The organism is Xanthobacter versatilis (assembly GCF_043193975.1).
Taxonomy (GTDB): Bacteria; Pseudomonadota; Alphaproteobacteria; order Rhizobiales; family Xanthobacteraceae; genus Xanthobacter; species Xanthobacter autotrophicus_E.
Window position 1 is genome coordinate 203,859 of sequence record NZ_JBAFVB010000002.1, and the last position, 23,561, is coordinate 227,419.

The window sequence follows — 23,561 nt, forward strand, 5'->3', positions numbered from 1 at the left end:
ATGCGCGCTCGGACGTGAGGCTCGTGCTGGAGCCCCTGCCCCGGTCGACCCCGCGTACCGCCCGGGTGCTGCCCCGCCCCGTCCACCCCCTGGACCGAGCCTCGTCGAGTTCCCCATGTCGCAGATCGTCACCCGCTTCGCCCCCTCCCCCACCGGCTTCCTGCACATCGGCGGGGCGCGCACGGCCCTTTTCAACTGGCTCTATGCCCGCCACACCGGCGGCAAGATGCTGCTGCGCATCGAGGACACCGACCGCCAGCGCTCCACCAAGGAGGCGATCGCCGCCATCATCGAGGGCCTGGAGTGGCTGGGCATCACCTGGGACGGCGATCCCATCTACCAGTTCGCCCGCGCGGAGCGGCATCGCGCCGCTGTTGAGGAGATGCTGGCCAAGGGCAATGCTTATCGCTGCTACGCCACGCCGCAGGAGCTGGACGAGATGCGCGAACTGGCCCGCAAGGAGGGCCGCCCGCCGCGCTATGACGGCCGCTGGCGCGACCGCGACCCGTCCGAGGCACCCAAGGATCGCGACCCGGTCATCCGCCTGCGCGCGCCGCAGGAGGGGGAGACCGTGATCGACGACATGGTGCAGGGCACCGTGACCTTCCCCAACAAGGATCTCGACGACCTCGTCCTGCTGCGCTCGGACGGCAATCCCACCTACATGCTGGCGGTGGTGGTGGACGACCACGACATGGGCGTCACCCATGTGATCCGGGGCGACGACCACCTGACCAATGCGGCGCGCCAGACCCAGATCTACCGCGCGCTGGGGTGGGAGGTGCCGCGCATGGCCCATATCCCGCTCATCCATGGGCCGGACGGCGCCAAGCTCTCCAAGCGCCATGGCGCGCTGGGGGTAGATGCCTATCGCGACATGGGCTACCTGCCGGCGGCGCTGCGCAACTATCTGGTGCGGCTCGGCTGGAGCCATGGCGACCAGGAAGTCTTCTCGACCGAGGAGATGGTCTCCTTCTTCGACCTCGACAAGGTGGGCCGCTCCGCCGCGCGGTTCGATTTCCAGAAGCTGGAAAGCCTCAACGGCCATTACATGCGCGCCTCCAGCGATGCCGAGCTGCTGTCGGCCATCGACGCGCTGGTGCCCCACCTGCCCGACGCCGAGCACCGCCTCGCCCGCATGACCCCGGAGCGCCGCGCCCAGCTCGCCGCCGCCATGCCGGGGCTGAAGGAGCGCGCCAAGACGCTGGTGGAACTGGTGGACAACGCCGAGTTCATTTTCGTGGAGCGCCCGCTGCCGCTGGACGATAAGGCCGCCGCCCTGCTCTCGCCCGAGGCCCGCGCCCATCTCGCCCGCCTCGTGCCGGCGCTGGAGCAGGTGGAGTGGACCGCCGCGGCCACCGAGGCTGCCGTGCGCGCCTATGCGGAGGCGCAGGGTGTGAAGCTCGGCGCCGTGGCCCAGCCGCTGCGGGCCGCGCTCACCGGCAAGCCGACCTCGCCGCCCATCTTCGATGTGCTCATGGTGCTGGGCCGGGACGAGAGCCTGGCGCGGCTGAAGGACCAGGCGGCTTGAAGGCGCGCCCTCCCGAGCCCGAACGGGTGGAGCTGGACCTCAGGGGGCTGAAATGCCCCCTGCCCGCCCTGCGTACCCGCAAGGCGCTGAAGGCAGCGGCCGCCGGAACGCGCCTCGTGGTCACCTGCACCGATCCCATGGCGGTGATCGACATTCCCCACCTGGCGCAGGAGACCGGCGCCGCGCTGGAAGAGCGCACGGTGGCGGAAGGGCTCCTCACTTTCGTCCTGCGCAAGCCGGGCTGAAGGCCCGGCAACCGCTGACGTTTCCGGGCTGAAGGCCCGGTACCGGCTCAGACCGAGAGCGGCAGGGCCCGTTCCACCAGCCGCACCCAATACGACGCGCCGAACGGAATGGCGGCATCCGCGAAGTCGTATTCCGGATGGTGCAGGTCGGCGGACGGGCCGTTGCCGATGAAGATGTAGGCGCCGGGCTTTTCCTCCAGCATGAAGGCGAAATCCTCCGCCGCCATCAGCGGCGGGGCGGCGGCGTCCACCTCCGACAGGCCGGCCACGTCGGCTGCGACCTCGGCCGCGAACGCGGTCTGCGCCGCGTGGTTGCGGGTGACGGGATAGCCCTGGGAAAAGCTCACCGTCGCCGTGGCGCCGTGGGCCGCCGCCACCCCTTCCGCCACCGCCACGATGCGGGCGCGCAGCACCTCGCGCACATGGGGATCGAGGGCGCGCATGGTACCGGCGAGCCGCGCGCTGGGCGGCAGCACATTGTCCGCCTCCCCCGCATGGAACATGGGAATGGAGATGACCGCGGCGGCCAGCGGATCGAGATTGCGCGATACCACATGCTGAAGGGCGGTGACGATGGCGGCGCCGGTGAGCACCACGTCCACCCCCTGGTTGGGCCGCGCGGCATGGGCGCCGCGGCCGTCCACTAGGATCTCGATGCGGTCGGACGAGGCCATGATGCCGCCCTGCCGCATGGCGAAGCGGCCCACGGGCAGCCCCGGCAGATTGTGCATGCCATAGACCTCGCTCACCGGGAAGCGAGCGAACAGGCCGTCGTCGATCATGGCCTTGGCGCCGGCCCCGCCCTCCTCCGCCGGCTGGAAGATGAGCACGGCGGTGCCGGAGAAGGCGCGGGTTTCCGCGAGGTGGCGCGCCGCTCCGAGCAGCATGGCGGTGTGGCCGTCATGGCCGCAGGCATGCATGACGCCGGGGGCCTGCGAGGCATAGGCGGCGCCCGTCTGCTCGGTGATGGGCAGAGCGTCCATGTCGGCCCGCAGCCCGATCATGGGCCCGTCCCCACGTCCGCGCACGATGCCGACCACGCCGGTGCACCCGAGCCCGGTGATCACCTCGTCGCAGCCGAAGGCACGCAGCTTATCGGCCACTGCGGCGCTGGTGCGGGGCAGCTCGTACATGAGCTCCGGGTGGCGATGGAAATCCTGGCGCCAGGCCGCGATCTCGTCGGCGCCGGAGGCAATATGATTATGGACGGGCATGGCAATTCCAGGAGCAATGAGGGGCCATGGTGGGCACGGGCCGCCTGCCGGTCAATGGGCTTGGGATATGCACAGCCCACGCCACCCCGCGCATCTTTCCCAGGGCGCTGCCGCTGCCGGCCTTGACCCTGCCGTCTTGGCATCCTAACCACAGCGGCGAGTGAGCCCGTAGCTCAGCCGGTAGAGCACGTGACTTTTAATCATGGGGTCTCGGGTTCGAATCCCGACGGGCTCACCAACGAATTTCGTAATAGCAAAAACTTGGACGCGTAAAATCGCGGGGCTGCGAAATGCTGCCCTTTGGCGCACGCGGAGGGCTCCGGGACGGCCGACCTCGGGATGCAGCCCTGTGAGAGCGCAGCCGGAACATTTCGTTTTTCTGGACCGTTGATGCGGTCATGACGACGACCGCTGAGGCCACGCCTCGCCCATCCGATGAAACAACCTTGCCTGTCGAATCCGAACTCGACAGCGTGATCGCGGAGGATGGTCACCCCGTCGAACCGCCCCCGCCCGCGGCCATCGAGCCGGATCCAGCGCTCGCCCCTGAAGAAATAGAGCGCCTGCGCAAATCCTACCTGCTGACCCGCTTCTGGATCAGTGCGCGGGGCTACTGGGGCGCCAAGGGGGATCGCCTGGCGTGGGTATTTACCATCGGACTGCTGCTGCTGATCGTTGCCAATGTCGGCGTCCAGTATGCCATCAACGTCTGGAACAGGTCGATCTTCGACGGCATCGAGAAGCGCGATGCCGCCACCGTGTTCTATCTCACCGCAGTTTTCTTTCCCCTGGCCATCGGCAGTGTGGCGCTGGGCGTGGCGCAGGTCTATGCGCGCATGGGCATGCAGCGGCGCTGGCGCGCCTGGCTGACGAACGCCGTAGTGACGCGCTGGCTCGCTGCCGGCCGCTACTACCAGCTGAACCTCGTGAGCGGCGACCACAAGAACCCCGAATATCGCATCGCCGAGGACCTGCGGGTCGCCACTGAATCGCCGATCGATTTTCTCGCCGGGGTGACCGCCGCCTTCCTGTCGGCGGCGACATTCATCGTAGTGCTATGGACCATCGGCGGCGCGCTGACCCTGAAGCTCGGCGGGGCCGATATCACCATTCCCGGCTTCCTGGTGGTGGCGGCGGTGCTCTATGCGCTGATTGCCTCGGGCTCGATCCTGGTCATCGGTCGGCGCTTCGTCGAGGTGTCCGAGGAGAAGAACCAGGCAGAGGCGGACTATCGCTACATGCTGACCCGCGTGCGCGAGAATGGCGAGAGCATCGCCCTGCTCGGCGGCGAGCATGAGGAACGGGAGGGCATCAACAGCACCTTTTCCGGCGTGCTCCGCCAATGGGCGCGCCTCGCCGGGCAGTATATGCGCACCACGCTGGTGTCGCAGGGCTCCAGCCTGATCGCGCCCGTGGTGCCCCTGCTCCTGTGTGCGCCGAAATATCTCGAAGGCCAGATGTCGCTCGGCGAGGTGATGCAGGCGGCGTCTGCCTTCACCATCGTGCAGACGGCGTTCGGTTGGCTGGTGGATAATTATCCGCGTCTTGCGGACTGGAATGCCTGCGCCCGCCGCATAGCCTCCCTGATGATGTCCCTTGACGGGCTGGAGCGGGCGGAGAGCGGGGACGGCATCGGCCGCATCCGGCGGGGCGAGACGGACGGTGATGCCATGCTGACCCTGCGCGACCTCTCGGTGACCCTCGACGACGGCACCGCGGTGGTGGACCAGACCGAGGTCGTCATCGAGCCGGGCGAGCGGCTGCTGGTGGCCGGCGCCTCGGGTAGCGGCAAGAGCACGCTGGTGCGCGCCATCGCCGGGCTTTGGCCGTGGGGCAGCGGCAGCGTCAATTTCCATCCCGACGCCCGCCTCTTCATGCTCCCGCAGAAGCCGTATGTGCCCTCGGGAACGCTGCGCCGGGCAACCACCTATCCGGGCGCGGCCGAAGACTGGACCCCCGAGGAAATCTGCGACGCCCTGCACAAGGTCGGGCTCGATCACCTGAAGGAGAAGATCGAGGAGGATGTCCCCTGGGACCAGACCCTGTCTGGCGGCGAGAAGCAGCGGCTGGCCTTCGCCCGCCTGCTGCTGCACCGGCCCGACATCATCGTTCTGGACGAGGCCACTTCGGCGCTCGACGACAAGGGTCAGGACAACATGATGGAGCTCGTCACCTCGACGCTTCCCGACGCGACCATCATCAGCGTTGCGCACCGTGCGGAACTCGAGGCCTTCCACAGCCGCAAGATCGTGCTGGAGCGGCGCAAGGGCGGGGCAAAGCTCATCACCGACATCGCCCTCATTCCGCATAAATCAAAGCCCCGGCTCCTGGGGCAATTGTTGGGGCGTCGGACGCGCTCGAAGCCGGCGGGGCCGGAGTGACGCCACTTCTTCTCCCCGACATTTCCGGTCGAGGACCGATGTGCTTTCTGGCCCGAGGTCAACCATGGCGACGGACAAGCTCTCCACCTACAAGGCGAAGCGCGATTTCCAACTGACGCAGGAGCCGAGTGGCAGCGCGACAGCAAGCGCCTCGAACCGCCGCCGCTTCGTCATCCAGAAGCATGACGCCACGCGGTTGCACTACGATCTGCGACTGGAACTCGACGGTGTCTTCAAGTCCTGGGCGGTGACCCGCGGTCCTTCCCTCGACCCCCACGACAAGCGCCTCGCCGTGGAAGTGGAAGATCATCCGCTCGACTATGGCGACTTTGAAGGGACGATCCCCAAGGGCCAATACGGCGGCGGCACGGTCATGCTCTGGGACCGGGGCTACTGGGAGCCGGAAGGCAAGATGAGCCCCGAGCAGGCGCTGGCGCAGGGCGATCTCAAGTTCACCCTCGACGGGGAGCGGCTGCATGGCAGCTTCGTGCTGGTTCGCATGGCCAATGACCGCGACCGGGGCAAGCGCACAAACTGGCTCCTGATCAAGCATCGCGACGAATTCGCGGTCGCGGCGAACGGCGCTGCGATCCTCGACGACAACGACACGTCCGTCGCGTCGGGCCGCACCATGGCGGCCATCGCCACGGGCAAGGGGCGCAAGCCCAGCGCCTTCATGGTGCAGGGCGGCAAGGTTGAGTCCGATGCGGTCTGGGACAGTCGCACAGGCCCCGCGGCCGAGGCGCGCAAGGCGCCGGCACGGCGAAGCAAGACGCCGGACAAGATCGCGACCGCCGATCTCCCCGATTTCATCGCCCCGCAGCTGTGCCAGACCGTGGAGCGCCCGCCTTCTGCGGCCGGTTGGATTCACGAAATCAAGTTTGACGGCTACCGCGTCCAGATGCGGGTGCGTGACGGCAAGGTGACCTTGAAGACCCGCAAGGGTCTCGATTGGACCGCAAGATTTGCGGCCATCGCGCGAGCCGCCGGTAAGCTGCCGGACGCGATCATCGATGGCGAGATCTGCGCCCTGGACAACAACGGCGCCCCGGATTTCGCGGCGATTCAGGCAGCCCTCTCCGAGGGCAAGACCGATGGACTCGTCTATTTCGCCTTCGACCTCCTGTTCGAAGGGGGCGAGGATCTGCGGTCCTTCCCACTGGCCGAGCGCAAGGGTCGATTGCAGCACCTCCTGATCGGTGCCGGCGAGGATGCCCGGCTGCGGTTCGTCGAGCATTTCGACACCGGCGGCGAGGCGGTGCTGCGCTCGGCCTGCCGCCTATCGCTTGAGGGCATCGTGTCGAAGCGGGCGGATGCGCCCTACGTCTCCGGGCGAACGGACACCTGGGCAAAGTCCAAGTGCCGCGCGGGACATGAGGTGGTCATCGGTGGCTACGCGACCACCGCCGGAAAATTCCGTTCGCTCCTCGTTGGCGTCCACCGTGGCGACAGCTTCGTCTATGTGGGGCGCGTCGGGACGGGGTACAGCGCGGCGAAGGTCAGGGGCCTCCTGCCGAAGCTTCAGGCGGTCAAGAGGGCGAAATCGCCCTTCACCGGCATCGGCGCGCCGAAGCAGGAGCCCGGCGTGGTCTGGCTCAAGCCCGAACTTGTCGCCGAGATCGAGTTCGCCGGCTGGACGTCCGACGGCCTCGTCCGCCAGGCCTCCTTCAAGGCCTTGCGCGAGGACAAGCCGGCGGATGAGGTGCAGGCCGACACGCCGGCTGCGCCCGAGACGGCTGAGGTGCCGCAGCCGGCGCCGCGTAAGTCGTCCGAGAGCACTGAGCCGTCGAAGTCAGCCCGCCGCGGCGGCAAGGTCGACGTCATGGGTGTGTTGATCTCGAGCCCCGACAAGGTGCTCTGGCCGGACGCCAACGACGGCCGGCCAGTCACCAAGGAGGATCTGGCCCGCTATTACGAAGCCGTAGGCCCTTGGCTGATCGACCATATCCGGGGCCGGCCGTGCTCCATCATCCGGGCGCCGGATGGGATCGGCGGCGCGCAATTCTTCCAGCGCCACGCCATGCCGGGAGTGTCCAGCCTGCTGGAACTCGTGACCGTCTTCGGCGACAAGAAGCCTTATCTTCAGATCGATCGCGTGGAAGGGCTGGCCGCCGTCGCCCAGGTGGGCGCTTTGGAGTTGCATCCCTGGAATTGCGTGCCCCAGCATCCGGAAGTGCCCGGTCGCCTCGTCTTCGATCTCGACCCTGGCCCGGACGTGCCGTTCTCGACGGTCGTCGAAGCCGCGCGGGAGATGCGCCAGCGGTTGGATGCTCTCGGTCTGGTGAGCTTCTGCAAGACGACCGGCGGAAAAGGCCTGCATGTCGTCACGCCGCTGGCGGTCGCCAGGCGCAATCCGGTCTCCTGGCCTCAGGCCAAGGGCTTCGCGCGGGATGTCTGCCTACAGATGGCGCGCGACAATCCGGAGCTCTATCTGATCAAGATGACCAAGGCCCTGAGGACAGGACGTATCTTCCTCGACTATCTGCGCAACGATCGCATGGCGACCGCCGTGGCGCCGCTTTCTCCCCGCGCTCGGCCCGGCGCCACCGTCTCCATGCCCCTCACCTGGGACGAGGTCACAGCCGATCTCGACCCGAGGCGCTTCACGCTCCGCACCGTTCCCGGGCTGTTGGCGAAAAACGCGCCCTGGGATGGCTACAGCGACGGCGAGCGCCCGCTGGAGCCGGCCATCAGGCGGCTGGGCAAGGCCATGAAGGCTGCGTGAGCCGCCGGGACGGCGATCTCAATGCCGTTCTCCGGCCAGGGTCTCTCCGGTCGGGTCCACGCGCTCTGCGCCCTGCGCCTCGTTCGGCCATTCGGAATTGGCATGGGCGACACGGTCTTTGGCCTTGAGCTGCTCCACGTTGGAGTCCTTGTCCTCGTTGGGATTGGGGCGCCCAAGGTTACCACTCCGCTCGCAGGGGAATGGCTTTGCGGTTCGTTCCGGGTCGCCGCCCTCCTCATCGCCGACAAGGCGGCCGGGCAAGGACTGGGGTTCATTCTGATCAATGCCGGCGCTTTGTCGCTGGCTGACGGCGGCCTTAGCCTTTGGAGTGGGCGCTTCGTGGGGTGATACTTCGCCGTCCAGCGGCGGACGCTGACCGCCGATCGCATTCGTCTGATCCTTGCCACCGGGCTCGCGCGGCGGGAACTGTAGGTCGGGCGCAGATCGGCGCCGATTGTCCGGGTCCATTCCAATTCTCCGTTTTAAAGATGTGACCGTCGGCACAGGACCGGCAAAACCCCGCTCCTTACGGGAGGAGCGGGGTCGGTCGGGTACGACAGATCACCGGCGCAAGGGATTGTCCCGATTTTGGCCGGGACGATCCTCGTCAGTCTTGCCGTGCTGACTCTTCTGGTCCGGCCGCTCGCCACCCTGCTGCTTGCCGCCGGCGCCGGACTGCGATTGCTGCTTGTGGGGATCCTGATGCTTGGCCGGATCATTCTGGCCCATCTGCTTCTGCTGATCCGACTGGCCGCCCTGCTGGCGATTGCGATCCTGATCGCGGTCGTTGGGATTGCCCATGATGCGTTTCTCCTGGTTCGGGATTGGCTCCCGTAACTGAAACGCCGGGACGCAGCCTGCGTTTCAGCTTGGCTGGAGAAATGGATGGTCAGGAGTGGCGGAGCCGTGGCGAAGTAGACTGGCTGCGCCTGCCACTAACGCTTGCCTGTCTGGGTCTCTGCCGCGACGGATTTGCGCAGGGCGTCCATGATATTGACGACATTATTGGGCATGGCCTTCGGCTCAGAGGACCTGGTCTTTGCCGGCCGCTTGGTCTTCTTCCGCTTGGCCTCAATGATCTCAAGCAGCTTGTCCTGCACCGGGTCGGCCACCAGCTTGCTGTCCCAGTGGCGGGTCTCTTTCCGGATCAACTGCTCGATAAGCGGCATCAGCTCGGAATCGGACGGTTCATCGTCGATCCCGCCGAAATAGTCCGCCTCGTCCCGGACCTCGTCGCCATAGCGCAACGTCCAAAGGACGATGCCCTTGCCTCGCGGCTCCAGCATCACAGCGCGCTCGCGGCGCGAGATCACGAGACGGGAAATCCCCACCATGTGCTCGGCGGCCATGGCGTCCCGGATCACCGAGAACGCCTCCTGGCCGACCGGGTCGTCCGGTGACAGGTAGTAAGGCGTGTCGAGCCAGATCCAGTCGATGGAAGCGTGCGGCGCGAAGACATCGATGTCGATGGTCTTCGTACTGTCGAGCGCGACGTTCTCCAGTTCCTCGTCTTCGAGGATGATGTAGTCGTTTTCCCCGCGCTGATAGCCTTTCACTTCGTCGTCTTCCCCGACCTCCTTGCCCGTGACCGCGTCCACGTAATGGCTGACGACGCGGTTTTGGGTCTGGCGGTTCAGGGTGTGGAAACGCACCTTTTCACTCTCCGATGTCGCCGGCATCATCTGGACGGGGCAGGTGACGAGGGAGAGCTTGAGATAACCCTTCCAGTAGGGACGCAACGCCATGACGGCCTCCGATCAGGCGGCTCGCTTGGAGCGTGATGTTTTGGAGCGGGAGGTTTTGGTCCGGGAGGCGCGCTTCGCCTTCGGGGGGCTCTCGCCGGCGTCGGCCTTTGCGGCAGTGCGCCTTGGCTTGCGGGACGATGTCACGCCAGCGCTCTCGCGCAGTGCCTCCAACAGGTCACTCGGCTTCGAGGGCGGGGGCGCCTTCCTTTTCGGCAGGGTCCGGCCTTCGATCTTCGCCTTCACGAGTTCGGCGACGGCGGCCTCATAGCGATCATCGAAGGCCTTGGCGTCGAACGTGCCCTTCTTGGTATTGATGATGTGCTTGGCGAGGTCCAGCATCTCTCCTTCGATCTTCATCTCCGGCAGATCCTCGAAGGCCTCGGCGGAAGATCGCACTTCGTAATCGAAGTTCAGCGTCGTTCCGACCAGTCCCTTGCCATGAGGACGGATCAGGACTGTCCGCAGGCGCCGGAACAGAACGGTTCGCGCCAGGGCGGCGACCTTGGCCTGCCGCAGACCGTCGCGCAGCAGCTTGAAGGCGTCGGCGCCCATTTTGTCGGGCGCGAGATAATACGGCTTGTCGAAATAGACGTCGTCGATCTCATCGCAGGGAACGAAGGCCTCGATCCGCAGCGTCTTGTCGCTGTCCGGCACGGCGGAGGCGACTTCGTCGGGTTCGAGCACGACATAGCCGCCATTCTCGATCTCGTACCCCTTGACCTGGTCGTCCCGCTCCACTTGTTGTCCGGTCTCGCTGTCGACGAATTCCCGGCGCACGCGATTTCCGGTCGACCGATTGAGCGTGTTGAAGGCAATGCGCTTGGAGGAGGACGCGGCGGTGTAGAGCGCCACCGCGAACGTGACGTCTCCGAACCTGATGAAACCTTTCCAATTGGCCCGCGCTGTCGCCATCCTGCACACTCCGACACAAGCACCGCGTTGAACGAACGGGTAGCCCGGGGTGTTGGTTCCCGGCAGGGTCCAAGTATGGCCTCCTTGGGAGTTGGCCCCGTATTGAGAAGCCGTGACCGGCCCACGGACCCTGCACGACGTTTTGCCGCGCTCAAGAACCTGCAAAACCGGGCATTCGAGCCGCGGCTGCGGCGCCAAGGCCGCTTGATGCCGGTAGCTGGATCGGCCATTTTTGCGCTAGATCAAATTCCGCACCTGGAATGTAGATCAAGTCAACGCATATTCGGGTTCGATCATGGAAACTGCCGCGCGCGTCGCTCTTCGTGTTCCCGTCTTCGGGTGGTTCCTGAAGGATGCCATCTATGGAGCGCCGGACGCCAAATATTATTTCATCGCAAATCTTGTGGTTTGCTTTGCAGCGCTCGTCTATTTTTTCGGTTATCCCTTCCTCATCATTTATGCCCTGACGGCGACTGCCGTGGCCCTGGTGTCACTCATCATCCTCACCGCGTCGGACATGTTCCGAAAGGGCGGCGAAGACGGCGCGGGCGTCTCCAAGCCGGTCGGCCGCAGCACCAAGGCGCGCTGAAGACCCATCGTCACAATGGCGGCGGAGGGGGGCTTCCCCGCTCCGCCTTATGGCGACGTTCTCATCCCGGTGTTCTCATGCCGGCGTTCGGCCAAGCTCCTGTTTGAGCTGGTAGATGTTGCGGATGAGGTCGAAGATCTGCCCGATCTCGGCCGAGGAATCGCTGGCGCGGCAGCTCATGATGAGCGGGGACGTGATCCCCGCCTCCAGCAGCGGGCGATAGGTGACATCGTCGCGATGCAGGTGCCGCACCGAGTCCGGCACCAAAGTGATGCCAATGCCCGCCGCCACCAGGCCGAGCGCGGTCTGCAGCTCGCGCACCTCCTGCGCGATGACTGGCGTGCAACCCCGGTCGCCGAAGAAGGACAGCACCTGGTCGGCATAGCTCGGCCGTGGCGACTTGGGGTAGAGCACCAGCGGCTCCCCGACGATGTCCTGGAATGACACACCGTCTGCGGCGAGCAGCCGGTGGTCCGGCGGCAGGGCCACCAGCAGGGGCTCTTCGGCGATCACCTCGCGCCTGATGGCGGGATCGTCGAAGCGGATGCGCCCGAAGCCCACGTCGATGCGCCCCTCCTTCAGGGCCGCGATCTGCTCCACGGTGCTCATCTCGATGAGCGCCACCTCAAGCCCGGCATAGCAGGCGCGAAAGCCCCGGACCACGTCGGGCAACCCGCCATAAAGCACCGAGCCCACGAACCCGATCAGGAACTGGCGCCGGCCCGCCTCGCCGAAGCGCCGGGTGGTGATGCGCAGTTCCTCCGCCCGCTGGAGGATCTGCAACGCATGTTCGTTGAAGAAGCGCCCGGCCGCGGTGAGGCGCACCGGGCGGCTCGGCCGCTCGAACAGGGTGACGCCCAGATCCTCCTCTAGCTCGCGCATCTGCCGGCTCAGGGGGGATTGGGCGATGTGGAGCTTCTCCGCCGCGCGGGTGAAGCTGCGCTCGCGGGCCACGGTTGTGAAATACCTGAGGTGGCGCAGTTCCATATCCAGACCTATTAGGTATGCAAACCGACCGAGACTGTCTTTGACGCGCGCCCCGTCGGCGTGATTTTCCTTATGCCGAACATAAGGACACTCCACGGATGCAGACCGGCGTCGCAGTGCGTATCGACCGTATCGAGACCTTTATCGTCGATATCCCAACCATACGCGCCCATCACCTGTCCATGCACACCCTGCGCAGCCAGACGCTGGTGCTGGTGAAAGTGTCGTGCTCGGACGGCACGGTCGGCGTCGGCGAGGGCACCACCATCGGCGGCCTGAGCTATGGCGAGGAGAGCCCGGAAGGCATCAAGCTGACCATCGACACCTATATCGCCCCCCTGCTGCTCGGCGCCGACGCCACCCGGGTGGCCGCGCTGATGGCCAGCGTGAAGCGGGCCGTGAAGGGCAACCGCTTCGCCCGCTGCGCCGTGGAGACCGCCCTTCTCGATGCCCACGGGCGCCGCCTCGGGGTACCGGTGTCGGAATTCTTCGGCGGTCGCCAGCGCGACACGCTGGAGGTGGCCTGGACCCTCGCCAGCGGCGACACCGCCACGGACATCGAGGAGGCCGAGGCCATGCTGGCGGCCCGCCGCCACCGCATCTTCAAGCTGAAGATCGGCAAGCGCGAGGTGGCAGCGGACGTGGCCCATGTGGCCGCCATCAAGGCGGCCCTGGGCGACCGTGCCAGCGTGCGGGTGGACGTGAACATGGCCTGGAGCGAACATCAGGCCCGTCGCGGCATCGCCGCGCTGGAGGCGGCCGGGGTCGATCTCATCGAGCAGCCAGTGAGCCGGGAGCAGCGCGGCGCCCTCGCCCGCCTGACGCGCCGGTTCGACGCGGCCATCATGGCCGACGAAGCCCTTCAGGGCCCGGCCGAGGCCATGGATCTGGCGCGCGACCGTGCCGCCGGGGTGTTCGCGCTGAAGATCGCCCAGTCGGGCGGCCTGTTCGAGGCCCAGCGGGTGGCGGCCATCGCCGACGCGGCGGGCATCGAGCTTTATGGCGGCACCATGCTGGAAGGTGGCATCGGCACCGCGGCGTCGGCCCAGCTCTGCGCCACCCTGCCGACGCTCACCTGGGGCACCGAGCTGTTCGGCCCCCTGCTGCTGGCCGAGGAGATCCTGGCGATGCCGCTCGCCTATGCCGATTTCGCCCTGATCGTTCCGAGCACTCCGGGCCTCGGCGTCGAGCTGGACATGGACCGGGTGGACTTCTTCCGCCGCGACCGCCCGGCCCCCCGCCTCAGCCCCGTTCGCCAGTCCGTGGGGGCCTGAGACCCCCTGCCCTTTCGACCGATGCCCCAGCGCACGGCGTATAAAAAATGCCCCATAAGGAGAACGCCCATGGAAAAAGCCGCCATCGATGCCCTCTTGAAGGAGATGCAGGCGCCCACCCGCGGCGAGCCCACGCCCCGCGTGAAGGCGATCGTGGACCGCATCGTCCGCGACCTATTCTACGTCATCGACGAATATGACGTGGAGCCGAGCGAGTTCTGGAGCGCGGTCAATTACCTCACGCAGGCCGGCCGCAACGACGAGTATGGCCTGATTGCCGCTGGCCTCGGCTTTGAGCGCTTTCTCGACGTGCGGCTCGACGCAGCGGAGGAAGCCGCCGGCCTTACCGGGGGCACCCCGCGCACCATCGAGGGGCCGCTCTATGTGGCCGGCGCGCCCCTGTGCAAGGGCGAGGCGCGGCTCGACGACGGCTCGGAAGAGGGCGAGATCCTCATCATGCACGGGCAGGTGCGCGACACCGACGGCCGCCCGGTAGCTGGCGCCCATGTGGAGGTGTGGCACGCCAACACGCGGGGCAATTACTCCTTCTTCGACAAGAGCCAGAGCCCCTTCAACCTGCGCCGGACCATCGAGACCGACGCCGAGGGCCGCTACCGTTTCCGCACCACGATGCCATCGGGCTATGCGGTGCCCCCCGAAGGCTCCACCGACACGCTGCTGAAGCAGCTCGGCCGCCACGGGCACCGTCCGGCACACATCCATTTCTTCGTGAGCGCGCCGGGCTTTCGCAAGCTCACGACGCAGATCAACATCGACGGCGATCCCTATCTCCACGACGATTTCGCCTTCGCCACCCGCGATGAGCTGATCCCCGCCGTGGAGCGCAACCAGGACCCCGACGCCATCGCCGAGGCCGGGCTGAATGCCCCGTTCGCGCGCATCGCCTTCGATTTCGAGCTGAGGTCGGAGGCCGTCGCCCTGCCCTCCGCCGAGGTGCAGCGCCCGCGCGCGGAAGCCGCCTGACCCCAAGGCATCCTGCGCTTCAGGACACCCGGCGCGGTCCGACCCGCGCCGGTTCGCCTGATCCCGACACAGCCCAGAACCGCAAGATCAAGAACCCCTTGGAGGATACAATGGCGGGTGGAAAACAAAGCATCCAGGACCTGCTCGACGGCGAGCCCATACGCGGGCGCCAATGGCTGGTCTTTCTCATGTGCTTCTTCGTGGCCGCCCTCGACGGCTTCGACACGCAGTGCATCGCCTATACTGGCCCCGCCATCGCCAAGGCGTTCGGCATGGCGCCGGCGGACATGACCTATATCTTCATCTCGGGCACCCTCGGCATGGCCATCGGCGCCATGGCGCTGGGCTCCATCGGCGACAAGATCGGCCGGCGCACCGCCATCCTCGGCGCCATGCTGCTGTTCGGGGTGTTCTCCCTGGCCATCGCGTTTGCCACCTCGCCCACCCAGATCGTGATGCTGCGCTTCCTCACCGGCCTCGGCATGGGCGGCGCCACCCCGGTGCTGCTGGCGCTGTCCGCCGAATACGCCCCCGGCCGCGCGCGGGGCACCGTGCTCACCGGCGTGCTGCTGGGCCTGCCGCTCGGCGCGGTGCTGGGCGGCCTGCTCGCCTCGGGCTGGATGCCGGTGATCGGCTGGCAGGGCATCTATCTGGTGGGCGGCTCGCTGCCGCTGGTGATGCTGGTGGTCTGCCTCATCGTCCTGCCGGAATCACCCCAGCTTCTGGTTGCTCGCGGCAAGCCCGGTGACCTGGAGCGAAGCCGGTCACTGGTGGAGAAGATCCTGAAGCGCCCGGTGCCGGCCGGAACCCAGTTCGTGCCCGCCGAGAAGGTGGCCAAGGGCTCGGTGGCGGCGCTGTTCGCCCCCGCCTACCGCATCCGCACCATCGCGGTGTGGGCGACCTATCTGTTCAACTGGATCGCCTGGTTCATGCTGCTTTTGTGGCTGCCGACAGTGCTCACCACCTCCGGCCTGCCCGCCGCCACCGCCGCGTTCGGCACGGTGACCGTGAACACCGCCTTCATCATCTGCGCCATCCCGCTCTCCCTCGTCCTGCCGAAGGTGAACGCACGGCTGCTGCTGCTGGGCATGTTCGCCCTGGGCATCGCCATCTGCATTGGTCTGGCGCTGGCCGGTACCAACTGGACGGCGGTGTTCATCCTGGTGGCGGCGGCGGGCTTCGGCGTCGGCGGCCAGCAGCTGGCGCTGAACTACCTCATCTCGGGCATCTACCCCACCGAGCTGCGCGCCACCGGCACCGGCTGGGCCATCGGCATCGGCCGCACCGGCGCCATCGTTGGCTCTGCTACCGGTGGATGGTTCCTGCAGATGGGCGGGGTGCCCGGCTATTATCTCGGCATCGCCGTGCCGCTCGCCATCGCGGCGCTGGCGGTGGCGTTGATCCGCTCGCGGCCCTCGGCGCAGCCGGAAGGCGCGCTTTCGGCGGCGCACTGACTGGAAATGGCCGCCGGCGCGATCCGGCGGCCGCACCTTTTCAAGAGGAGACCACAGGTGTCAGACAAGCGCTTTGCCGACAAGGTCGCCCTGGTGACCGGCGCGGCGCAGGGCATCGGCCGCGTCACGGCGCTGCGGCTGGCGCGCGAGGGGGCGAAGCTCCTGATCGTGGACCGCTCGGCCGAGCATAACGAGAGCGTCCGTGCGGAGATCGAGGCGGCCGGGGGCGCAGCCCGTGCCCTGTCCGCCGACCTTGAAACCTTCGATGGCGCGCAGGCGAGTGTCGCCGCAGCGCTCGAGGCCTATGGCCGGATCGACGTGGCGGTTCACAATGTGGGTGGCACCATCTGGTCGAAGCCGTTCTGGGAATACCAGCCGGAGGAGATGGAGAAGGAGATCCGCCGCTCCCTGTGGCCGACCCTGTGGAGCTGCCGCGCCGTCATCCCGGTGATGATGCGCCAGAAGGCGGGATCCATCGTGAACGTGGGCTCCAACGCCACCCGCGGCATCTATCGCGTGCCCTATTCGGCGGCCAAGGGCGGCGTGCATGCCATGACCACCTGCATGGCGCTGGAGCTGGCCGAGCACGGCATACGGGTGAATGCGGTCTCCCCCGGCGCTATCGACAATGGCACCCGCGCCATCCCGCGCAATCCCACGCCCCTGTCCGAGCAGGAGAAGCAATGGGGCAAGGAGATGTACGAGGATATCCTCGCAGGCACGCCCCTGCGCCGCATGGGCACGCAGGAGGAAGTGGCCGCCACCATCTGCTTCTTCGCGTCTGAAGAAGCCGGCTACATCACCGGCCAGACCTGCTTCGTCGCCGGCGGCACCATCGGCTGAGCGCCCTATCCGCCGCGTGGCGGGCGGCGGATATCCTCATAGAAGGTGTGCAGGCGTTCCAGCGATTTCAGGGACCGGTCAGGCTCGGTGGCGGCAAGGCCGATGACCAGCATTTCAAGGCACACGAGCATGAGGCCTTGAAGCGGCTCCGTCTCCGACGTGCCGTGCGGCACCTGGATCACCACCTGCGCCCGCTGGCCGAAGGCGGGGCAGGCCGAGCCGGACAGCAGGATCACGGGCACCTCCAGCCGCCGCGCCTCCTCCAGCGTGGCGGCGCCCTCGCAGGGGGCGCTGGCCTCTTCCATCATGACCAGCACGTCGCCGCGCCGCATGGCAAGGAGTTGCTCGCCGAGGCTGATGCCGGTGCGGTTGAGGGCATAGGCGTGGCGCCCGTTGCGTATGAGCAAGCGGGCGGCATAGTCGGCGAGGAAGGCCGCCGCGCCGATGCCGAAGAGGCCGATGCCGCTCGCCCCGCGCATCAGCTCGATGGCGGCAAAGAGGGCCCGCCGGTTTTCCGGCCTAGTCACTTCCGCGATGCCGATGACGTGGCCGTCGCGCACGAAATCGATGGAGGCGTCGATATCGCGCTCCAGCGTCTGCGTGGTGGTGGTCATCCTGTCTTCTGACGAGATGGCCGCGCCAAGATGCCCGGCCAGCGTGCGCTTCAGATCTTTGAGCCCATCAAAGCCCAGGGCCTGCACGGCGCGGATGACGGTGGCGTCGGAGGTCGCGGTCTGCGCCGCGATTTCCAGCGCCGACTGGCCCAAAACGGTGCGGCGGTTCCCGTTGATATAGTCGGCCACCGCCTTGAGGCCCGGCGACAAGGTTGAACCGCGCAGGCGCAGGCGCTCGCCGAACCGGTCCACCTTGCTCCTGCGGCCTTGCGACGGCGTCGTCATCTCGCCCTTTGCTTTCGCTGGGAAAACAATGCCTGGCCATGCTGGCACAGGGCGGGAGGCTTTTCCAACCGGGGCCTCAGCCAAGCCAGCGCAGCAGCCGCAGCGAGCGGCCTTCGCGGCAGACGTTCGTCAGGCCGGGCCGGGCCCGCGTGTCACTCCCCATGAGCGGCGGGTGCATCCGGCGTCGGTTGCACCTTCGGTCGGGAGCCGGGGCGCAGCTTCTCGCGGATGCCCTGGAACAGCACATAGAGCGGAGGGATGACGAAGATGCCGAGGAAGGACGCGGCGATCATGCCGCCGAACACCGGCGTGCCCACGTTCTGCCGCGCCATCTGCGCCGCCCCCGTCGCCACCACCAGCGGGTAGAGGCCGAGGATGAAGGCGAGCGAGGTCATCATCACCGGGCGGAACCTGAGCCGGGAGCCCTCGGTGGCGGCCTGCAGCAGATCCTCCCCGTGCTCGCGCCGCTCCTTGGCGAACTCGACGATGAGGATGCCGTTCTTGGCCGCGAGGCCGATCAGCACGATCATGCCGATTTGCCCGTAGAGGTCGAGGGTGAGCCGGCCGACGACGATGGCCGCGAACGCCCCGAGCATGCCCACGGTGACCGAGAGCAGCACCGGCACCGGGATCGACCAGCTCTCATACAGCGCCACCAGGAACAGGAAGGCGAACAGCACGGCGAAGGCGAGGATGATCCCGGTCTTGCCCTCCGCCCGCTTCTCCTGGAACGAGGTGTCCGTCCACGCGCCGGAGAAGCCCTGCGGTAGGGTCTTGGCTGCCACCTCGTCCATGGCGGCGAGCGCCTGGCCGGAAGAGACGCCTTCCGCCGGCGCGCCCTGCACTGTCACCGCCCGCTTGTTGTTGTAGCGGATCAGCGCCGGCGGGCCGATCTCCACCCGCACCTCGACGATGGAGCGCAGCGGGATCATCTCGCCTTTGTCGTTGCGCACATGGATGCGGTAGATGTCGTCGATGCTCTTGCGATCCTCCGCCTCCGCCTGCACCTGCACCTGCCAGGTGCGGCCGTAGAGGTTCATGTCGTTCACATAGAGCCCGCCCAGCGAGGTCTGGAGCGCCTGGAACACGCTGTCCAGCGGCACCCCGAGCACCTGGGCCTTGTCCCGGTCGATGTCGAGTTGGATCGAGGGGTTGGACGCGGAATAGGTGGAGAACACGCGGGTCAGGCGCGGGTCCTGGTTGGCGGCCACCAGCAGGCCGCGCAGCACCTGCGCCAGCGCCTTCGGGTCCCCTGCCCGCAGATCCTGCAGCACGAAGCTGAAGCCGCCGCCGGTGCCGAGGCCAACGATGGGCGGCGGTCCCAGCGGCACGACGGAGCCGCCGGAGATGGCGCGCATCTTCGGCCCGAGCCGGGCGAGGATGGCGGCGGCGCCGTTCTCCGCGCCATGCCGCTCCTCGAACGGCTTCAGCGTGACGACGATGAACGCGGCGTTGGGCTGGGAATAATTGTCGATGAAGTTGAGGCCGATGACGGAGGTGAAGTCCTCCACCGTGTGCTCTTCCTTCAGCAGCGCCTCGGCCTTGCGGATCACCTCCGTGGTGCGGCCCACGGAAGCGCCGCCGGGCAGTTGCACCACCACGAAGAAGGCGCCCTGGTCGTCCTCGGGCAGGAAGCCGGTGGGGGTCATCTTGGACAGGGCGAAGATGCCGCCGGACGCTACGAACACGCACACCAGACCGATGAGCGAGAAGCGAACGAGGCGCGCCACCGCCGCGCCATAGGCATCGCGTACCTTGTCGATGCCGCGCATCACATAGCCGATGGGGCCCTTCTTCGGCCCGTGGGAAGGCTTCAGCAGGATGGCGCAGAGCGCCGGCGAAAGGGTGAGCGCGTTGATGGCCGACAGGAACATGGCCACCGCCACCGTCACCGCGAACTGCCGGAACAGCTCGCCGGAGATGCCGGGAATGAAGGCCACCGGCACGAACACGGAGAGCAGCACCAGGGTGATGGCGATGATGGGCGCGGTGATTTCCGCCATGGCCCGCTTGGTGGCCTCGGCGGGGGTGAGCTCTGGATGCTCCTCCATCACGCGCTCGACATTCTCCACCACCACGATGGCGTCATCCACCACGATGCCGATGGCGAGCACGATGGCCAGCAGCGACACCGAGTTCGCCGAATAGCCGATAGCATTGAGCACGATGAAGGTGCCGATGAGGCTTACCGGCACCGCGAGCGTCGGGATCAGGGTCGCCCGGAAGCTGCCGAGGAAGAGGTAGACCACCAGCACCACGAGGATGAACGCCTCGATCAGGGTCTTCTGCACCTCGTGGATGGTCTCCACCACGAACGAGGTGGGGTCGTAGGTGACCTTCCAGGCGAGGTCCTCGGGGAAGGCCTTCGACAGCTCATCCATGCGCTTGCGCACGGCGTTGATGGTGGTGATGGCGTTGGCGCCGGGCGACTGGTAGAGCGCCAGCACCGCCGCTGGACCGCCGTTGAACAGGGTCTCGCGGTCGAGGTTGGCCGCGCCCAGTTCCAGCCGCGCCACGTCGCCGAGGCGCAGCACCGAGCCGTCCTCGTTTGTGCGCAGGACGATCTTCTCGAATTCCTCGATGCTGGACAGCCGACCCTTGGTACGCAGGTTCAGCTGCAACTGCTGGTCGTCGGAGACGGGTCGCGCGCCGATGCGGCCCACCGCCGCCTGGATGTTCTGGCCCCGGATGGCGGCGACGATGTCCTGGGTGGTGAGGCCGAGGCCGGTGAGCCGGTCGGTCTTTACCCAGGCCCGGACCGCATAGTCCTGCGGACCCCAGAGCGCGGCATCGCCGACGCCCGGAATGCTCTTCAGCTCGTCGAGGATGTTGATGGTGACGTAGTTGGAGATATAGAGCGGGTCCCAGGTCTTCTTTGGTGAGGAAATGGCCAGCACGCCAAGCAGCGCCGACGACTTCTTCTTCACCACCACGCCCTGGCGCTTCACATCCTCCGGCAGCTTGGACTGCGCCACCTGGACGCGGTTGTTCATGTTGACGGTGTTGATGTCCGGGTCGGTCCCCAGCTCGAACGAGCCGGTGAGCGTGTAGCTTCCGTCATCGCCGGACACGCTCTTCATGTAGATGAGCTTGTCTACGCCCACCACCTGGGCCTCGATGGGCTGGGCGATGGTGGAATCCACCACCTCGGCGGAGGCGCCGGGATAGGCGGTGGTCACCGACACCTGCGGCGGGATGATATCCGGATACTGCGCCACCGGGATGGCCAGCAGCGAGAGCAGGCCGGCAATCGTCGTGACGATGGCGATGACGATGGCGAGCCGCGGGCGGTCGACGAAGACGGAGGAGAGCATGGCTCAGCCTTTCAGGCCGATGGCCGTCGGGGTCGCGCGCACCGCGATGCCGGGCTTCAGGCTCTCGAAGCCCTCCACGATGACCGGCTCGCCGGCCTTCACGCCGTCGGTGATGATGATGTTCGGCCCCTGGGTGGCGCCGGTTTTCACCCGGCGCACCACAGCCTTGCCGTTCTCCACTACGAACACATAGACGCCGGCCTGGTCGGCGATCAGCGCCGCCTGCGGGATCACCACCCGTTCTTCCGGCGTCCCCGCCTTCAGCTCCACACGGACAAGCTGGCCGTCCACCAGCTTGCCGCTCGGGTTGGGCACGTCGGCGCGCAGGATCATGGTGTCGGTGGTGCGGTTGACCGACACGTCCACGAAATTCACCCGCCCCACCTCGCCATAGACCGCGCCATCGGAGAACTTGATGCGCACTTCCACGTTGGCGAGGTCCACCTTCCCCTCGTCCTTCTGCGCCTCCAGATAGTCGCGCTGGCTGACGGGGAAGGTGACGTACATGGGATCCTGGCTCACCACGGTGGCGAGCACGCCACTCTCCGGACCCACGATGTGGCCGCGGGTGACCGCCGAGCGGCCGATGCGGCCGGTGATGGGGGAGACGATGTCGGTGTAGCCGAGATTGATCTGCGTGGTGTGGAGGCTGGCTTCGGCGGACAGCAGCGCGCCCTTGGAGGATTCCTCGTTCGCCACCGCCTGGTCGCGGGCCACCACCGTGCCGGCATTCTTCGCGACCAGTTCCTCGGCGCGCTCGCGCTGGATCTTGGCCAGGCTCAGGGCGGCCTTGGCCCGCTCCACGTTGCCTTCGGCATTCTCCACATCCGCCTGGAACAGCGGCTTCTCGATGCGGTAGAGCGGCGCGCCCTCCTTCACCGTCTCGCCCTCCTTGAACAAGACGGCTTCCAGCATGCCCTTCACCCGGGCGCGGATCTCGACGCGTTCGGGCGCCTCCACGCGGCCGACGAATTCCATGGCGTCGGAGATGGGCTTGAGCGCGGCAGGAACGACGCCCACCGGAATGCCGCCCTCCTGGGCGCGCGCAACGCATGGAGAAAGGAGACCGAGCAACAGCAGCGAAACGATGCGGGCAGCACGGGCGCGCGACATGTCGGTCCTCCCCAGATCCTCGGAACATCCCAGCGGCGTTTTTGGTCGGGCATTTCCCAGATCACGCCATTACACCGGATGGTGTATGTGGCGTGGGAAGTGTCATCGCCCGCGAAACAGCCGCAGGTGTCGGTGATTTTGTCGGTCTACTTGCGCGAGGTACCTAAATACACGGGCAGGCGAGCGATGTGACCTTAATCCCGATTCGCCATCTTGGGGAGAGCAACGGACGGCCGACAGGGGCACGCCCGATCGCGCCGTGGCGCGTGCGGCGCCAAAATCGGGGCGCGAACCGCTTCAACCGCAGAATCTCAGCCGCGCGATCTCAGCTGCGTGCCTTCCCGGCGCGTGAGGCGATGCCACCGCCCTCGATACGGCGCAGGGAGATTTCGAGGCGCGCATCGGCGGCCGCGATCTCGGCAATGACGCGCTGGGTATAGCTCATATGTGCCTCGGCGCAGCGGCCAGCCGCTTCCGGATCGCGGGCCATGATGGCTTCGTAGATGGCGCGGTGCTGGTCGCGCAGCACGTCGCGCACCTCCGGCCGGGCATAGAGCTTTTCGCGGTTGTGGAAGATGCCCTTGCGCAGCATGCCCGACAGGGCCCGCATGATGTGGAGCAGGACCAGATTGTGGCTCGCCTCGTAGACAGCCAGGTGCAGGTCCACGTCGGCTTCCGCCTCATCGCCTGCATCGGCCTCGCCATGGGCGCGGTCGATGCGCTCCATGGCTTCCCGCAGGATGGCGCGGTCCACATCGTTGGCGCGGGTGGCCGCAAGCGTGGCCGCCATGCGCTCGAGGGTGGCGCGCAGCTCGAGATAGTCGTCCGTCACCGCCTCGCCGGACGACAGGAGATCGATCAGCGGGTCGGTGAAGCTGATCCCGAGCGGAGCCACAACCCGGCTGCCGTTGGTGTCGGCGACCAGCAGGCCCTTGTCCTCCAGCATCTTCATGCCCTGACGCAAGGTCGGGCGCGAGACGTTGAGGCGCAGGGCCATCTCCCGTTCCGGAAGTAGCGGCTCCCCCGGGCGCAGCGCACCCTCGACGATCAGTTCCTCGATGTGGCGCGCGGTGCTTTCGGCGGCGCTGGCGCCCTTGATGCCGTCCTTGGTCATCCTGCCCATCTGCTCTGCCGCTTGAGGAGAATCAAGAGTTTAGCGGCCTTCTTGCGATTTGAACTGATTTTAGCCGCCGCTTTGTGGCGGTGAAAGAGATTTCTCCAGTTGACACGCATGGTCAAAGTATTTTACCGAAATGACGATACTGGTTCATTAGAAGACCAGACTACCATATCCGGAGGAAAAGATTGACCGCGGTGCGCCTGTGGTCGTTCGCCATACTCACATACCGAA

At 66.8% G+C, this 23,561-nt stretch carries 19 protein-coding genes and 1 tRNA gene; 10 read left to right on the top strand and 10 right to left on the bottom strand.

The annotated features are described in order from the left end of the window. The first annotated feature begins 115 nt into the window (after positions 1–115). Both gltX and V5F66_RS04595 read left to right on the top strand, forming a co-directional pair. Positions 116–1,531 carry a glutamate--tRNA ligase gene (gene gltX / locus V5F66_RS04590; RefSeq protein ID WP_393999952.1) on the top strand — a complete coding sequence of 472 codons (1,416 nt, stop codon included), beginning with the start codon at positions 116–118 and terminating at the stop codon, positions 1,529–1,531. Further along, a complete protein-coding gene (locus tag V5F66_RS04595; RefSeq protein WP_012116338.1) occupies positions 1,528–1,776 on the top strand; it encodes a sulfurtransferase TusA family protein in 249 nt (82 codons plus the stop codon). Before gltX ends, V5F66_RS04595 begins: the two co-directional genes overlap by 4 nt. A 47-nt stretch (positions 1,777–1,823) precedes the next feature. Here V5F66_RS04595 and V5F66_RS04600 read toward each other — a convergent pair whose 3' ends face one another. After that, positions 1,824–2,990, bottom strand: coding sequence for a M20 aminoacylase family protein (locus tag V5F66_RS04600; RefSeq protein ID WP_394093352.1), 1,167 nt, complete (start codon positions 2,988–2,990; stop codon positions 1,824–1,826). Positions 2,991–3,152: 162 nt separating this feature from the next. Here V5F66_RS04600 and V5F66_RS04605 point away from each other — a divergent pair. From V5F66_RS04605 to ligD, 3 genes are all read left to right on the top strand, one after another. Then, positions 3,153–3,228, top strand: a tRNA-Lys gene (locus V5F66_RS04605). 160 nt (positions 3,229–3,388) lie between these two features. Next, positions 3,389–5,371 (top strand): ABC transporter ATP-binding protein/permease, encoded by a 1,983-nt coding sequence (locus V5F66_RS04610; protein ID WP_394093353.1) that lies wholly within the window; start codon positions 3,389–3,391, stop codon positions 5,369–5,371. A gap of 64 nt (positions 5,372–5,435) precedes the next feature. Then, the gene (gene ligD / locus V5F66_RS04615) at positions 5,436–8,096 is read left to right on the top strand and encodes a DNA ligase D (protein ID WP_394093354.1); all 2,661 of its coding nucleotides are present in this window, start codon (positions 5,436–5,438) and stop codon (positions 8,094–8,096) included. A gap of 18 nt (positions 8,097–8,114) precedes the next feature. Here ligD and V5F66_RS04620 read toward each other — a convergent pair whose 3' ends face one another. The 4 genes from V5F66_RS04620 to ku (V5F66_RS04635) form a co-directional block, all read right to left on the bottom strand. Beyond that, positions 8,115–8,564 carry a hypothetical protein gene (locus tag V5F66_RS04620; protein WP_394093355.1) on the bottom strand — a complete coding sequence of 150 codons (450 nt, stop codon included), beginning with the start codon at positions 8,562–8,564 and terminating at the stop codon, positions 8,115–8,117. Positions 8,565–8,657: 93 nt separating this feature from the next. Further along, a complete protein-coding gene (locus V5F66_RS04625; protein WP_394093356.1) occupies positions 8,658–8,897 on the bottom strand; it encodes a hypothetical protein in 240 nt (79 codons plus the stop codon). Between the two features lie 134 nt (positions 8,898–9,031). Beyond that, positions 9,032–9,841: a non-homologous end joining protein Ku gene (gene ku, locus V5F66_RS04630; protein ID WP_394093357.1), complete on the bottom strand. Its 810-nt coding sequence runs from the start codon at positions 9,839–9,841 to the stop codon at positions 9,032–9,034. A 12-nt stretch (positions 9,842–9,853) separates the two neighbouring features. Next, positions 9,854–10,753: a non-homologous end joining protein Ku gene (ku, locus tag V5F66_RS04635; protein WP_394093358.1), complete on the bottom strand. Its 900-nt coding sequence runs from the start codon at positions 10,751–10,753 to the stop codon at positions 9,854–9,856. A gap of 295 nt (positions 10,754–11,048) precedes the next feature. On the opposite strand from ku (V5F66_RS04635), the gene V5F66_RS04640 reads away from it, so the two are divergent. Further along, positions 11,049–11,342 carry a hypothetical protein gene (locus V5F66_RS04640; RefSeq protein ID WP_394005726.1) on the top strand — a complete coding sequence of 98 codons (294 nt, stop codon included), beginning with the start codon at positions 11,049–11,051 and terminating at the stop codon, positions 11,340–11,342. A 75-nt stretch (positions 11,343–11,417) separates the two neighbouring features. On the opposite strand, the gene V5F66_RS04645 is transcribed toward V5F66_RS04640, so the two are convergent. Then, positions 11,418–12,329, bottom strand: coding sequence for a LysR family transcriptional regulator (locus V5F66_RS04645; protein WP_394093359.1), 912 nt, complete (start codon positions 12,327–12,329; stop codon positions 11,418–11,420). 98 nt (positions 12,330–12,427) lie between these two features. On the opposite strand from V5F66_RS04645, the gene V5F66_RS04650 reads away from it, so the two are divergent. The 4 genes from V5F66_RS04650 (at position 12,428) to V5F66_RS04665 (ending at position 16,884) form a co-directional block, all read left to right on the top strand. Continuing rightward, entirely contained in the window at positions 12,428–13,603 is a 1,176-nt protein-coding gene (locus tag V5F66_RS04650) for a muconate/chloromuconate family cycloisomerase (RefSeq protein ID WP_394093360.1), read from the top strand. A gap of 69 nt (positions 13,604–13,672) precedes the next feature. Further along, entirely contained in the window at positions 13,673–14,587 is a 915-nt protein-coding gene (catA, locus tag V5F66_RS04655) for a catechol 1,2-dioxygenase (protein WP_394093361.1), read from the top strand. 110 nt (positions 14,588–14,697) lie between these two features. Then, complete coding sequence (locus V5F66_RS04660; protein WP_012116326.1) at positions 14,698–16,041, top strand: MFS transporter; 1,344 nt, start codon at positions 14,698–14,700, stop codon at positions 16,039–16,041. 6 nt (positions 16,042–16,047) lie between these two features. After that, complete coding sequence (locus tag V5F66_RS04665) at positions 16,048–16,884, top strand: 1,6-dihydroxycyclohexa-2,4-diene-1-carboxylate dehydrogenase (protein WP_394050949.1); 837 nt, start codon at positions 16,048–16,050, stop codon at positions 16,882–16,884. Between the two features lie 5 nt (positions 16,885–16,889). On the opposite strand, the gene V5F66_RS04670 is transcribed toward V5F66_RS04665, so the two are convergent. The 4 genes from V5F66_RS04670 to V5F66_RS04685 all read right to left on the bottom strand — a co-directional run bounded on the left by V5F66_RS04670 (position 16,890) and on the right by V5F66_RS04685 (position 23,324). Further along, positions 16,890–17,783 carry a MurR/RpiR family transcriptional regulator gene (locus V5F66_RS04670; protein WP_394050951.1) on the bottom strand — a complete coding sequence of 298 codons (894 nt, stop codon included), beginning with the start codon at positions 17,781–17,783 and terminating at the stop codon, positions 16,890–16,892. Between the two features lie 152 nt (positions 17,784–17,935). Then, on the bottom strand, positions 17,936–21,097 hold the full coding sequence (locus tag V5F66_RS04675; RefSeq protein ID WP_394000061.1) for an efflux RND transporter permease subunit: 3,162 nt from the start codon (positions 21,095–21,097) through the stop codon (positions 17,936–17,938). 3 nt (positions 21,098–21,100) lie between these two features. Continuing rightward, positions 21,101–22,210 carry an efflux RND transporter periplasmic adaptor subunit gene (locus V5F66_RS04680; RefSeq protein WP_394000063.1) on the bottom strand — a complete coding sequence of 370 codons (1,110 nt, stop codon included), beginning with the start codon at positions 22,208–22,210 and terminating at the stop codon, positions 21,101–21,103. A 325-nt stretch (positions 22,211–22,535) separates the two neighbouring features. Beyond that, the gene (locus V5F66_RS04685) at positions 22,536–23,324 is read right to left on the bottom strand and encodes an FCD domain-containing protein (protein WP_041576087.1); all 789 of its coding nucleotides are present in this window, start codon (positions 23,322–23,324) and stop codon (positions 22,536–22,538) included. Between the last annotated feature and the right edge of the window lie 237 nt (positions 23,325–23,561).

Coding starts and splice junctions, on each gene's coding strand:
- gltX (WP_393999952.1), top strand. CDS start 116: ATGTCGCAGATCGTCACCCGCTTCGCCCCCTCCCCCACCGGCTTCCTG.
- V5F66_RS04600 (WP_394093352.1), bottom strand. CDS start 2,990: ATGCCCGTCCATAATCATATTGCCTCCGGCGCCGACGAGATCGCGGCC.
- V5F66_RS04610 (WP_394093353.1), top strand. CDS start 3,389: ATGACGACGACCGCTGAGGCCACGCCTCGCCCATCCGATGAAACAACC.
- ligD (WP_394093354.1), top strand. CDS start 5,436: ATGGCGACGGACAAGCTCTCCACCTACAAGGCGAAGCGCGATTTCCAA.
- V5F66_RS04620 (WP_394093355.1), bottom strand. CDS start 8,564: ATGGACCCGGACAATCGGCGCCGATCTGCGCCCGACCTACAGTTCCCG.
- V5F66_RS04625 (WP_394093356.1), bottom strand. CDS start 8,897: ATGGGCAATCCCAACGACCGCGATCAGGATCGCAATCGCCAGCAGGGC.
- ku (WP_394093357.1), bottom strand. CDS start 9,841: ATGGCGTTGCGTCCCTACTGGAAGGGTTATCTCAAGCTCTCCCTCGTC.
- ku (WP_394093358.1), bottom strand. CDS start 10,753: ATGGCGACAGCGCGGGCCAATTGGAAAGGTTTCATCAGGTTCGGAGAC.
- V5F66_RS04640 (WP_394005726.1), top strand. CDS start 11,049: ATGGAAACTGCCGCGCGCGTCGCTCTTCGTGTTCCCGTCTTCGGGTGG.
- V5F66_RS04645 (WP_394093359.1), bottom strand. CDS start 12,329: ATGGAACTGCGCCACCTCAGGTATTTCACAACCGTGGCCCGCGAGCGC.
- V5F66_RS04650 (WP_394093360.1), top strand. CDS start 12,428: ATGCAGACCGGCGTCGCAGTGCGTATCGACCGTATCGAGACCTTTATC.
- catA (WP_394093361.1), top strand. CDS start 13,673: ATGGAAAAAGCCGCCATCGATGCCCTCTTGAAGGAGATGCAGGCGCCC.
- V5F66_RS04660 (WP_012116326.1), top strand. CDS start 14,698: ATGGCGGGTGGAAAACAAAGCATCCAGGACCTGCTCGACGGCGAGCCC.
- V5F66_RS04665 (WP_394050949.1), top strand. CDS start 16,048: ATGGCCGCCGGCGCGATCCGGCGGCCGCACCTTTTCAAGAGGAGACCA.
- V5F66_RS04670 (WP_394050951.1), bottom strand. CDS start 17,783: ATGACGACGCCGTCGCAAGGCCGCAGGAGCAAGGTGGACCGGTTCGGC.
- V5F66_RS04675 (WP_394000061.1), bottom strand. CDS start 21,097: ATGCTCTCCTCCGTCTTCGTCGACCGCCCGCGGCTCGCCATCGTCATC.
- V5F66_RS04680 (WP_394000063.1), bottom strand. CDS start 22,210: ATGTCGCGCGCCCGTGCTGCCCGCATCGTTTCGCTGCTGTTGCTCGGT.
- V5F66_RS04685 (WP_041576087.1), bottom strand. CDS start 23,324: ATGACCAAGGACGGCATCAAGGGCGCCAGCGCCGCCGAAAGCACCGCG.